This window comes from Streptomyces sp. NPDC056222 (genome assembly GCF_042264065.1).
Lineage (GTDB): Bacteria > Actinomycetota > Actinomycetes > Streptomycetales > Streptomycetaceae > Streptomyces.
The window spans coordinates 1-11,634 of sequence record NZ_JBHJTL010000150.1; the positions used below are offsets into that span (position 1 = coordinate 1).

Annotated in this window: 9 protein-coding genes; 4 read left to right on the top strand and 5 right to left on the bottom strand. The window is 71.1% G+C overall.

What is annotated here, in order from left to right:
- On the bottom strand, positions 1–887 hold an 887-nt coding region (locus tag ACFC0D_RS36710; RefSeq protein WP_376445956.1), incomplete at its 3' end, for an ABC transporter substrate-binding protein.
- Between the two features lie 249 nt (positions 888–1,136).
- On the bottom strand, positions 1,137–2,675 hold the full coding sequence (locus ACFC0D_RS36715) for an aminotransferase class I/II-fold pyridoxal phosphate-dependent enzyme (RefSeq protein ID WP_376445959.1): 1,539 nt from the start codon (positions 2,673–2,675) through the stop codon (positions 1,137–1,139).
- 72 nt (positions 2,676–2,747) lie between these two features.
- On the opposite strand from ACFC0D_RS36715, the gene ACFC0D_RS36720 reads away from it, so the two are divergent.
- Together ACFC0D_RS36720 and ACFC0D_RS36725 are read left to right on the top strand one after the other, a co-directional pair.
- Complete coding sequence (locus ACFC0D_RS36720) at positions 2,748–3,665, top strand: LysR family transcriptional regulator (RefSeq protein WP_376445962.1); 918 nt, start codon at positions 2,748–2,750, stop codon at positions 3,663–3,665.
- Positions 3,666–3,801: 136 nt separating this feature from the next.
- Positions 3,802–4,320, top strand: coding sequence for an HAD domain-containing protein (locus ACFC0D_RS36725; RefSeq protein ID WP_376445965.1), 519 nt, complete (start codon positions 3,802–3,804; stop codon positions 4,318–4,320).
- Between the two features lie 88 nt (positions 4,321–4,408).
- Here ACFC0D_RS36725 and ACFC0D_RS36730 read toward each other — a convergent pair whose 3' ends face one another.
- The 3 genes from ACFC0D_RS36730 to ACFC0D_RS36740 form a co-directional block, all read right to left on the bottom strand.
- Entirely contained in the window at positions 4,409–6,013 is a 1,605-nt protein-coding gene (locus tag ACFC0D_RS36730; protein WP_376445968.1) for a carboxylesterase/lipase family protein, read from the bottom strand.
- A gap of 31 nt (positions 6,014–6,044) precedes the next feature.
- Positions 6,045–6,965, bottom strand: coding sequence for a 5'/3'-nucleotidase SurE (gene surE, locus ACFC0D_RS36735; RefSeq protein ID WP_376445971.1), 921 nt, complete (start codon positions 6,963–6,965; stop codon positions 6,045–6,047).
- Between the two features lie 266 nt (positions 6,966–7,231).
- Positions 7,232–8,509, bottom strand: coding sequence for an MFS transporter (locus ACFC0D_RS36740; RefSeq protein WP_376445973.1), 1,278 nt, complete (start codon positions 8,507–8,509; stop codon positions 7,232–7,234).
- A 699-nt stretch (positions 8,510–9,208) separates the two neighbouring features.
- On the opposite strand from ACFC0D_RS36740, the gene ACFC0D_RS36745 reads away from it, so the two are divergent.
- Both ACFC0D_RS36745 and ACFC0D_RS36750 read left to right on the top strand, forming a co-directional pair.
- On the top strand, positions 9,209–9,934 hold the full coding sequence (locus ACFC0D_RS36745; RefSeq protein ID WP_376445976.1) for a phosphatase PAP2 family protein: 726 nt from the start codon (positions 9,209–9,211) through the stop codon (positions 9,932–9,934).
- Positions 9,935–10,036: 102 nt separating this feature from the next.
- Positions 10,037–11,590 (top strand): carboxylesterase/lipase family protein, encoded by a 1,554-nt coding sequence (locus ACFC0D_RS36750; protein ID WP_376445980.1) that lies wholly within the window; start codon positions 10,037–10,039, stop codon positions 11,588–11,590.
- Positions 11,591–11,634: the final 44 nt, after the last annotated feature.

An 11,634-nucleotide genomic window follows, 5' to 3' on the forward strand; every position in this document is an offset into this window, starting at 1 on the left:
GCGGCCTTGTAGGTGCCGTCCTTGATGATCGCGTCCACGGCTTCCTTGAGCGCGTCACGCAGCTGGGTGTTCTTCTTGTCGACGGCGATACCGAACGGGCCGGCCTCGATCTGGTCCCCGACGATCTCGAAGGCGTTCCCGCCGTCGGCCTTGAGCGCCAGGTCGAGGGCGACCGGGTAGTCGTTGACTCCGGCGACGGCGCCGCCGGCCTTGACGCGGGTCTGGGCCTCGGCGTCGGTCGGGAAGGACTCGATCCTGATGGCCGGCTTTCCGCCCGCCTCGCACTGCTTCGACTGCGTCTTGACGACGTTCTCGAAGGTCGTGCCTCTCTGCACAGCGGCCTTCTTCCCGCAAAGATCCGTGATGGACTCGATGTGGTGCGGGTTGCCCTTCTGGACGTACACGACGGAGCCCGCGACGAAGTAGTCGACGAAGTCCACGCCGTTGCCGGTCTTCTTGCCCTTGTCGTCCAGACCCTCCTGACGGGCCTTGGTGTCGGTCATCGACGACATGACGATGTCCTGTCGCCCGGAGTTGAGGGAGGTGATGAGGCCGTCGAAAGTGCCGCTGGTGAAGACGAACTTGACGCCGAGCTGCTTGCCGAGAGCGTCGGCGATGTCCGGGTCGACACCGACGATCTTGCCGTTCTCGATGAACTCCATCGGGGCGTACGCGGCGTCCGTACCGACCTTGATCACGCCGGCGTCCTGATACTTCTTCGGAAGCTTGCCGAACAGGGGAGCGTCACTCCGTGCGCCACCGGCCTGGGTGCCACCGGAGTTCTGGCCGGCGCCGGTCTGGTCGCCGCAGGCGCCCAGCAGCAGCGTGGCTGTCGTCGCGGCTACGGCAGCGGCGATCGCCTGACGGATCGGAATGCGTGCGGGCATGGGCGTGCTCTCTCTCGGGGGTGGGTGTGGTGTGCGGAAGAGGGGGTTGTGCCGGGTGTCCCGGTAGCCGGGCCGTGTCCGACGTCTAGGTCGGCCTGGTCGTGCAGGGTGTCCCGGTCGGTCGGGGTGGTGCCGGGTCTCGGTCGGCACGATCGTGCCCGGTGTCCCGGTCGGTCGGGGTGGTGCCGGGTGTCTCGGGTAGTCGGGTCGTGCCCGGTGTCCCAGCCGGTCCGGGTCGTGCCCGGTGCCTCAGTCGGCCTCGGGACGGCTGAGGTCGTGTCCGGTGTCTCCGTCGACGACGCGTAGCCGGGTGACGCCCAGGTCGAGCGCCCCTCGGACATGGCCGTTCGGTGCGGTCGCGGTCTGCTGAAGAAAGCGGACGACCTCGGCGGTGATGACCTCGCCCGGCAGGACGTTGGGGATGCCGGGTGGGTACGCGGCCAGCGTGTCCGCGGAGATCCGTCCGACGGCCTGCTCCGCGGGCAGAACCCGGGTCGGGCTCAGGAACGCCTCGCGGGCCGTGAGCTTCGCGGGACCGGGTGCAGGCAGCTGCAGCACGGCCGATCGCTCGGTTTCGGATCCCGTGAGCGGGGAGGGCAGGGTGTGCAGCGCTTCGAGGAACCGATCCGTGTCAGGGACGAACCCCGCGCCGATCACGGCGACGATCGCCGCGTCGGTCGCCACCTCGACCATGATCTGGTGGTCCCGGAAGAGCCGACGCCTGGCTTCGTGCCCCGCGATCCCGCCGGCCCGGGTGTCGAGTGCGATCCGCAGCGGATCGGCGCGGACGATGTCGGGGAAGGCGTGGAAGCCATCGCTCACGACCCCGAAGCGACCCAACGCGCGCACGACGTTGCGGACCCTGTCCGCGGCCTCGACCGACCCTGAGGTCGCGTCCGCGTCGACGACCAGGCTCCTGCGGGCAAGATCCAGTGACGCGGTCAGCAGGGCACTCGCGCTCGTGGACTGCACGAGCCGGAACGCCCGGTCCACGAGCGGTTCGAGGCGGTCCGCGAACGGTCCTTCGGCCACATGCAGCATCGCCGACTGGGTCAGGCTGCCACCGAGTTTGTGCGTACTCGAGGTCACCATGTCCGCGCCCGAGGAGAGCGCACTCGCGGGAAGCGCGGGGTGGAAGCCGAAGTGCGATCCCCATGCCTCGTCGACAATGAGAGGAACGCCCGCGGCATGGGCGGTCTCCGCGATGGCGTGCACATCTGCGACCGCGCCGAAGTAGCTCGGGGAGACGATGTACACGGCGGCCACGTCCGGCGTCCGCTCGAGCGCCGCTGCCACGTCTCCGGCGGTCACGCCGTGGGCGATCCCTTGCTCGGGGTCGACGGAAGGCTGGACGAAGACCGCGTCCATGCCCGAGAGCACCAGCCCGTCGATCACGCTGGAGTGCACGCTGCGCTGCACGACGAGCGTGCGGCCCAGCGAGGGGGCCACCATCGAGGCGATCTGATTGCCCTGCGAAGCGCCGTTGGTCAGGAACCAGGTGCGCCGTGCGCCCCAGGCTTCGGCGGCCAGCGCCAGCGCCCTGTCGAGCGGAGTGTCCGGTCCGAGGTCGATGCCGTCGAGCAGCGGCGGGAAGTCCAGGGCCGTGATCCGCGAACCGAAGAACCCGGCGAGGTCCGATCCAGCGGCTGCGGCATGGCCGGGGACGTTCAGCCTCAGCCAGTCCCGTCCGGCGTGGGCGAGAACCGCCTCGGCGTACGGGGCGGACAGCTGGCCGGAGCCAGGATCAGTGGGGGAGTGGGTGCGGGGAGGGGTCGTTCGCGTGTTCACCCCGGGAGCGTGACACGGCTCCAGTCATTGAGGAATGGTGGACTTTTCGTGACCCCTCCATAGGATCTCTATATGCTCGACGTGAGGCATCTCCAGGTACTCCGCTCCATCGCGCAGGAGGGCTCGCTCGCCGCCGCCGGCCGCGCACTGCATTACAGCCAACCCACGATCACCCACCACCTGGCCTCGCTGGAAGCGCACTTCAACGTCCAGCTCGTCCAGCGTGGACCGCGCGGCGCCACGCTGACCGAGCTCGGCGAAGCCCTGCTGCCGCACGCCGAGGCCGTACTCGACCGTCTGCGTCACGCCGAGCTGGAGGTGCGGAACCTCGCCGAGCGCGGCATGCGCACCATCCACATCGGTACGTTTCCCACGGCCGGGGCCCTGCTGCTGGCACCGGCGGTCAAACGCCTCCACCACCAAGGCGTCCACATCTCGCTCACCGAAGGCGAACTCCCCCTGCTCCTCCGCGGGTTGCGTGCCAGAGAACTCCAGGCAGCACTCGTCTTCTCTCAGCCCGGCGACCGCCTCGACCTCGAGGAGGAGGTCGAACTCCACCCGCTGCTGTCCGATCCGCTCCTCCTGGTCATGCCCCAGGACCACCCGTGCGCCTCGCTGGGCCAGGTGCCTCTCGCCGAGCTCCGCGACACCGCATGGGTGGGCGCCGCCGACCCGCACGATCCGTGCGACCGCGTCCTGGCATGGGCGTGCAGCCGGGAGGGCTACGAACCCCTGCACGCGATGCGCACCGACGACTACGCCGTGGTCCAGGGCCTCGTGGCGGCAGGGACGGGCGTGGCCCTCGTCCCCAGGCTCGCCCTGGGAGCACCCCGACCCGACGTCGTCGTACGCCCCCTGGCCGGACCCGTCCTCGCCCGGGAGATCAGCGTCGCCGTACTGCGATCGACCTCGGCCAGCGCCGCCCAGGAACTGATCTCGGCGCTACTGGAACAGGCGGCGCTGATCACGGACCGCTGGGCCACGACCTGACAGGGGGACCGGCCGCATCGCGTCAGGGCGTCCTGCCGCCAAGCCTCCCGGTTGCGGCTGCGGCCTCGCCGCAGGCGGCCGCACGGCCCACGCCGTCGAGGCCGCACCCGTTGGAATCCATCGCTATCGTGCCCCGGTGACTGGTTCTCCGCAGCGTCCGCTGCTGTTTCTCGATGTCGATGGACCGCTCATCCCCTTCGGCGCGGCGTCCGGGCACTATCCGACGTACGTCACCGGACTCGCCCCCGCCCCCGCTGAGAACCCACTCCTGAGCAGGATCGATCCCGACCACGGGCGCCGGCTGGCGGCGCTGCCGTGTGAGGTGGTCTGGGCGACGACGTGGATGGGTGACGCGAACGAGTGCATCTGCCCCCGCATCGGTCTGCCGCGGCTGGGCGTGGTGGTCTGGCCGGAGCCTTCCGACGCCGATGCCCAGGACGAGCGGGACGGACTGCACTGGAAGACCCGCCCCCTCGTCGAGTGGGCGTCGGGGCGCCCGTTCGCCTGGGTCGACGACGAGATCACCGACACGGACCGGGCCTGGGTCGCCACCCATCACCGAGGACACGCCCTGCTCCATCGCGTCGATCCCCGCCGTGGTCTGACCGATGGAGACTACGCGGTTCTCGACTCATGGCTGCGGCGGCTGTCCTGACGCGAGGAACACCCCCGACCTCGCGACGTGAACGACGCCGGGCCACCGCACACCGACAGGTGTGCGGTGGCCCGGCCCCGTAGAGGAGTTACAGCGGCGGACGCGTCGTTCGGGTCCGCCAGAAACCGCACTGGTGGTCCGCCGTGAACGACGAACTCGTCCGCGTCGACGTGGGGTTCAGCGAGAGAACCGTCCCGCTCCCGGTCACGGGCCAGACCGTCTGCCCCGGTGCCGTCGGCGAACCGAAGCGGGCGAAGGCACCCCAGTAGCGCTTCATCCGCGTCGCGAGCGCCACCTGGACCTGGGTCAACGGCCGGTCGCCCGCCGTGAAGTCGTGCAGATACGCCAGCTCGGCACTGTGCGCGTTCGACATGTCGAGCCCCGGAACCTGCGCACCCGCGAGTGTCGGGGAGTCCGGGTCGTCGAACTCGTAGGCGTACGTCGGCACTTGTGAAGCGAAGAGCTGCGCCGTCCACGCGGTGTGGCAGGCGAAGGAGGAGTCGGTCATGACCGCCGACAGCGCCAGATACGGCGAGCCGAACGCCGAGACCGGATAGCGGGCGAGCACCTCCGGGCCCGCCGCCCCGTACGCCGCCAGGATCTGTGCCTCGTACTCCGCCTCCGTCAGCCGTGGCTGCGACAGTGCGACGAACAGCCGCGACTCGGAGCGGGTGCTCCCGATCATCACCGGCACCTTGTTCCACTTCCCGCTGCCGATCGCGGCGGCCGGATCCACCGGCAGCAGCCCGTCACCCGAGGCCGGCCCCGAGGTCGGCAGCGTGCGCGCCGCCTCGACCAGCGCCGCCGCCGGGGCGGCGCGCAGGCACGCGACGACCGTGGCCGGATCGGCGCAGCCCGCCCGCCCCGCGAACTCCCGAGCCTGCGACTCGGCCCGCGCACTGTCGGGCGTACCGATCAGTGTGCACGGCCCGCTCTGCAACACGGCGCGGTGGAACAGCCCGGTCGCCGAGGGCGCCGCGAGAAGCCCGCAGACCGAACCGCTGCCGGCCGACTGCCCGGAGACCGTCACGTTGGCGGGGTTCCCTCCGAACGCCGCGATGTTCTCCCGTGTCCAGCGCAGCGCCTGGATCTGGTCCAGCAGACCGAAGGAGCCGGTGCGCCGGGCGTTCTCCCGGCCGAGTTCGGGCAGAGCGAGGTAACCGAGCTGTCCCAGGCGGTAGTTGATGCTGACGACGACACTGTTCGTGAGGTCGGCAGTTGTCCGGCCGCCGAACTGGGTGCCGGTGCCCTGGCTGTACGCACCCCCGTGGATCCACAGGATCACCGGTAGCCGGGCTCCCGTCCTGGCTCCCTTGGGGCGGTACACGTCCAGGTAGAGGCAGTCCTCGCTGACGGCGGTCGGGTCCGCGATGCCGAACGGCGAGAACTGCACACAGGCCGGCGCCTGGCGGGTCGCCTCCCGTACTCCGCTCCACCGGCGGGGCTCACGCGGTGCCCTCAGCCGGGCCTCCCCGACCGGCGGCGCGGCGTAGGGGACGCCGAGGAACTCCTGTGCCCCGTCGTGGTTCCGGCCGAGCAGCGTGCCCTGCCCGACGGTGACCACGGGCCGTGCGGACGTTCCCGCCGAGGCGGAAGCCGTGGCCGGGACCGCCGACGCGAGCAGTGCCACCAGAGCGAGCGCCGTACCGAGCAGGGGTCTTGCCGAAGTGGGCCGTTTGCCGGGCCGCTTCATCCGTCCTCCTGAGTGGGGCGATGGAGAGCGGTCACGGACGCAGGCCGGCGAGGAGGGCGGCGGTGACGGCGTGGTCGGCGTGCCCGGTGTTCCAGTCGGCACTCATCGGGCTGACGGCGATCCGGCCCGCGCTGACGGCTTCCACGTCTCCACCCTTCGCCGCCGGACGCATGTCCACGGTCACGTCGACCTTCCAGGTGCCGTCGCCGGAGTCGGTGAAGTTCGGCTCGAGGATCGTCTGCGGATCCTGGAAGGTGGTCGACACCCCGGCGGCGGTGCCCTTGCCGTCGGCGCCGACGACCGGGTGGTTCACGTTCAGGCCGACGCCCTTGGGCAGCAGCGGCCCGGACTTCGCCCGCGTACGCAGCCGGTCGATGAGCTTGACGGCGAAGTCGAGCGTCGGGCCCATCGCGTTGACGGTGGTGACCGGATCGGGCACCGAGAGGCCGCCCGTGCTCAGGGCGATGGCGGGTACGCCGGACTCCACCGCCGCGACGGCGCCGCCGACCGTGCCGGAGTGGCTGGCGAGACCGGCCACGTTCGGCCCGAAGTTGGTGCCGGACACCACCAGGTCGGGGGCACGGCCCTCGAACACCTCGGAGAGGCCGAAGGCCACCGAGTCGCCGGGGCTGCCGTCGACGGCCCACACCTTCGGCTCGGGGTGCTTCACCGTGATCGTGGGGGCGTTCGACATCTTGGTACCGGTGCCGCTCTGGTTGGTGAGCGGGGCGACGATGGTGACGTCGTGCCCGGCGGCGGTCAGCCGCTCGAACGCCTTGCGGATGCCCGGCGCGTTGTAGCCGTCGTCGTTGGTGAGCAGGATCCGCAGCGGAGCGGCGGGCGCTGCGGGGGCCGGTGCGGTTCGGGGCGAGGCGACCGCGGGCGCCGTACCCACGAGGGCCGTGGTGCACAGGATCAGCATGGCCGGCGGCAGAACTCGCTTGTGTCTCACAGGAGGCTCCTAGGAAGAGGGAGGCAGGGGGGTGAGGGTGTGGTGGCGCGAGAGTGGTGTTCCGCGAGGGTGTGGTGGCGCGATGAGGTGGTGCGGGACCGGCGGGCACGTGACCCTCGGCAAGTGCCCGCCGGAGTATGGGTCGGGCGGCGTCGGCGCGGGATGCGGCCGACGGGGCCCGGGCCTCTCCGTCGGATCAGCCCGAGTCCGGCCTGTCAGTGGGGCCGGGCACGGCACCCGATCCGACGGAGACGACTCGGCGTGGATCAGCGCACGCTGCGGATCGGGAGGATGGCGAGCGCGCCGATCAGGGACAGGGCCCCGCCGGCCAGGAACAGCGGGGTGTACCCGCCCAGGGCGGTGACGATGGCGGAGGCGACGAACGGGGCGACGATCTGCGGCCCGGCGTTCGCGACGTTCAGGACGCCCATGTCGCGGGCCGCGTCCTCGGCGCGGGGGAGGACCAGGGTGACGAGCGCGGTGTCGACGGCCATGAAGCAGCCGAAGGCGAGGCCGTTGAGCGCGCTGAACACGAGCATTCCGGTCCAGGTCGGACTGATGACGGGGACGATCATGACCAGCCCGGCCAGCGCCGCCGAGACGCCGACGAACACCTTGCGACGGTTCCAACGGTCGGACAGCAGGCCGCCGACGACGGTGGAGAGTGCGACGGCGACCATCGACACCGGAGTGAGGATCGCGATGGCCGCGGGCGGGGTCATTCCGGCGGGCAGAGAGATGTGGTCGCCCAGGATGTACAGCTGGTAGCCGACGACGGAGAAGTAACCAAGCACCATCAAGGCGCGGCCGATGAAGGCCCAGCGGAAGTCATGGTTGGCCAACGCGGAGAGGAAGGCGGCGAGTTGGGAGCCCTTGGGCCCCTTCGGCGCGGGCTCGGTGCGCGGGGTGTCACGGCAGAAGACGGAGAGCAGCAGTGCGGCGACGGCGACGATCGCGCCGAAGACGAGGTAGCCGGTACGCAGATGCGTCGCCGTCTGCGAGGCGATGAGGACGCCGACGGTACCGCCGATCGGCATGCCCAACCCCACCAGCGCGGACGCCGTGCCGCGGCGGGCCGCGGGGACGCGGTCGGGCACGATCGCGGTGACGGCCGCCTGGTAGGTGTTCATGGTCGCCTGGACCAGGCACCAGCCGATGCCGACGAGCAGCGCGGTGGTGACGCTGCCGAGCAGGGCCAGAGCGAGCAGCGCGCCGAGTGCACCGCCGAGGATCCAGGGGTTGCGGCGGCCGCTGCGGTCGGAGAGGGCGCCGGCGATCGGATTGAAGGCGGTCGCGAAGATGGCGCTGATACCGCCGATCAGGCCCAGGACTGCGACTTTGTCGTCGGGGGCGATCGCGGCGACCTGGGTGGGCAGGAGGACGGAGCCGACGCCCATGTAGACCGCCATCATGGCGGAGTTGGCGACCAGCAGCAGGAGCATGAGCCCGCGCTGGCGCGGAGCTTCCGGTTCCGCGGTGGTGGCGGTGCCGTCGGCACCTGAGGCGGGCGGGTCGATCGGATCGGTGAGCTCGTTCGTGGCCATGACGACTCCTGGGAGGACGGAGCGGGGAGCTGGAGGGGTACGGGACCGGGTGTCGGCCGGGGTGCGGGCCGTGATGCATCGCTTCCGCTGCACGAGTGGGCGGTACACGGGTGAGGGAGACGCCGCGTGAGCGGTCGCGGGGGCGGCGGTGTCACCGGAAGCCGTTGCGGACGGCTGCGGCCGACAAGATGTTGTTACACGTGTTACCCGCAGCGCTTGGAGACTGTGTAGCACCCATTTCCGGGTCCCGCTAGAGCCTGGGCCCAGTCGTTGCGCAGATCGTGACCGAGGAGAGAATCGCACGTGGGGCACGTGTAACCAGCTTTGCGTCGGTATTGACCAGGGCGATCGTGTCTCGAAACCCTCTTGCTCTTGTGGCGGCGGTCACGCATCCGCAATACTCCGTGCCGCACCGCGACGACCGCCCGGCTCCGGTGCTCCAGCCGGCCCATGCAGCCGTACGACCTACGCCTGTGCGGCCGAGCGACCACCACGCTTCCCCGCCTCCGCGTTCCCCGCGCGGTCGTGCCTGCCCGCCTCCGGGTCCCCTCCCGTCGCACTGTCTCCGCTTCCGTGCGCTTCCCCTTCCGTGACTCCCCTCCCACGTCCCCCCGCTTTCGCGCACCTCCCGTCCGTACCCCCGCGCCCGCCCTCCCGCGCGCCCCACCGCTCCGGGTGAAACACCGTGAAAGGCCCGCCATGATGCCGAGCCCACCCGACGCCGCGCCGTCCCCGCCCCCGCGTCCCGCGCACCCTCCCCGCCACCACCTCCCGGCCACCCCGCCGCGCCACGCGCTTGCCGCCGGAATCGCGCTCCTTCTGGCGCCGCTCCTGATCGGGCTGTTGCTCCGGGCCGGCGACCGCCCGTTCTTCCAGGGGGTCGACGATCGCTGGGCGGCCTCGATGGACGGCTCGCAGGCCGACGCGGCCACCGGCATCGCCACCGTCCTCGACCGGCTCGGCGGCCCGCTCGGCCTGGTCCTGCCGCTCATCCTGTGCGGCTGCCTCTGTGTCTACGGTCGCTGGCGCTCGGCGCTGTACATGTTCGTGGCCAATGTTCTCGCCAGCGTCGTCGTGGTGCTGCCGCTCAAGCAGCTCGTCGACCGCCCGCGTCCGCCGTATCCCTGGGTCCTCGTCAATGACGGCTCGTACCCCTCCGGTCAGGTCTTCAGCGCTGTGGCCTTGATGTTCGTGGCCGCGGTGGTGCTGTTCCCGCCACGTGCGCGACGCTGGTGGTGGCTGTTCGGTGCCGTGTACGTCGTCGCGATGATGTGGAGCCGTACCTGGCTGCACGCCCAGTGGCTCAGCGACACGCTGGCCGGCGCGCTGGCCGGAGCCGGAGCCTGCCTGTTGCTGTGGCGGGCGTTCGAGCCCCTGCTGAAAACGGAGGCGGAACGCACGGCGGCCAACAGCCTCTGGCTGTGAAGGCACCCCGCATATAGCGAATCGTTGACGGTCGAAGAAATTTCGCAATACTCTTGACGGGGTCGGCGCGTGTTCGGTGCCCGACCCAGGAAGGATTGGCTCATGGCTCTCACCCCAGGCCCCGATCACACGCTGGTCGACCTCCCCGCGGGGCGTCTGCGCGGCACGACCGAAGGCGGGGTCGCCGTGTTCCGTGCCGTGCCCTACGCCGCACCCCCGGTCGGCGACCTGCGCTGGCGCCCCGCCCAGCCGCACCCGGGCTGGAGCGGAACCCGGGACGCGACCGCCGACGGTCCCAGCGTGCCGCAGCTGTACATGGAGGGCGGGGACCCGGTCCTCGGCGGCCATGGATCGCCGCCCTTCGACGAGGACAGCCTGACGCTCAACGTCTGGACACCGGCTGTCGACGAGGCCCGGCGCCCGGTGCTCGTGTGGATCCACGGAGGCGGCTTCGTCTCGGGTTCGGGGTCGATGCCGAACTACTCGGGCGAGACCTTCGCCCGCGACGGCGACCTCGTGGTGGTGAGCATCAACTACCGCATCGGCCCTCTGGGTTACCTCTACACCGGCCCCGAGGAGGGCAACCCCGAAGGTGCCGGCAACCCGTGGCTCAGCGACCAGCTCGCCGCCCTCCGCTGGATCGTGGCGCACATCGGTTCGTTCGGCGGCGACCCGGAGAACATCACCGTCGCCGGGCAGTCGGGCGGTGCCCTGTCGACGGCCGCCCTGGCCGGACTCCCCGAGACCCAGGGGTTGATCAGGCGCGTGATCCTGCAGAGCCCGCCCTTCGGTCTCGACCTCCCCGGCCCGGACGCGTACCTGGAGCGGACCGCCGCCTACATGGAGCTGACCGGCGTCAAGAGCGTCGCGGAACTGCGCGAGCTGCCCTGGCCCGTGCTGATCGGTGCGGCCGGTGGGCTGTTCGCCCGTACGTCGAGCTGGGGCTACTGGCCGACCCCGTTCCTGCCCGTCGTCGACGGGGTCACCCTGACGCGCCACCCGGTGGAGGCCCTGCTGCACGGAGCCGCGACCGGCATCGACGTTATGATCGGCTGGACCCGCGAGGAGGCCAACTTCGGTTTCGCCCTGGACCCGGCGTATGCCGCCGTCGACCGGGACCAGGTGATCGCCCGCATCGCCGACACCTTCGGGGCCGAAACCGCGCCCGGGGTGTACGCGGCGTACGAGCGGACCCGACCCGGCGCGAGCCCCGCCGACGTGCTGATGGATCTGATCACCGACGAGCTCTTCCGCGTGCCCGCCGTACGACTCGCCGAGGCCAGGGCGGAATCGGGGCGGCCCGTCTGGGCCTACCAGTTCGACCTCCCCACGCCCGCGTACGACGGCCGCCTCGGCGCCGCCCACTGCCTCGAACTCCCCTTCGTCTTCGCCAACTTCGACCGATGGGCGCACGCGCCCTTCCTCGCCGGGCTCGACCCCGCGGTACGCGACGGGCTGGCGCGCACCATGCATCAGGCCTGGATCGCGTTCGCCCGCACCGGCGACCCGAACCACGCCGAGATGCCGACATGGGACCCGTACGGCGCGGACACACGTACCACGATGCGCTTCGACTCGGTGGTGACCGCCCTCGGCGACCTCGCCGGTGACTCGCGTCGCCTGCACGGCGCGGTGGCGCGGGGCCTCACGCCGTAACGCGAACGCTCCCTGCGTATCGGCAGGGCCGACGGACCCGTGGG

Excerpts from the sequence above, each read along its gene's own strand:
- ACFC0D_RS36720 (WP_376445962.1), top strand. The coding sequence starts at position 2,748 with ATGCTCGACGTGAGGCATCTCCAGGTACTCCGCTCCATCGCGCAGGAG.
- ACFC0D_RS36730 (WP_376445968.1), bottom strand. The coding sequence starts at position 6,013 with ATGAAGCGGCCCGGCAAACGGCCCACTTCGGCAAGACCCCTGCTCGGT.
- ACFC0D_RS36740 (WP_376445973.1), bottom strand. The coding sequence starts at position 8,509 with ATGGCCACGAACGAGCTCACCGATCCGATCGACCCGCCCGCCTCAGGT.
- ACFC0D_RS36745 (WP_376445976.1), top strand. The coding sequence starts at position 9,209 with ATGATGCCGAGCCCACCCGACGCCGCGCCGTCCCCGCCCCCGCGTCCC.
- ACFC0D_RS36750 (WP_376445980.1), top strand. The coding sequence starts at position 10,037 with ATGGCTCTCACCCCAGGCCCCGATCACACGCTGGTCGACCTCCCCGCG.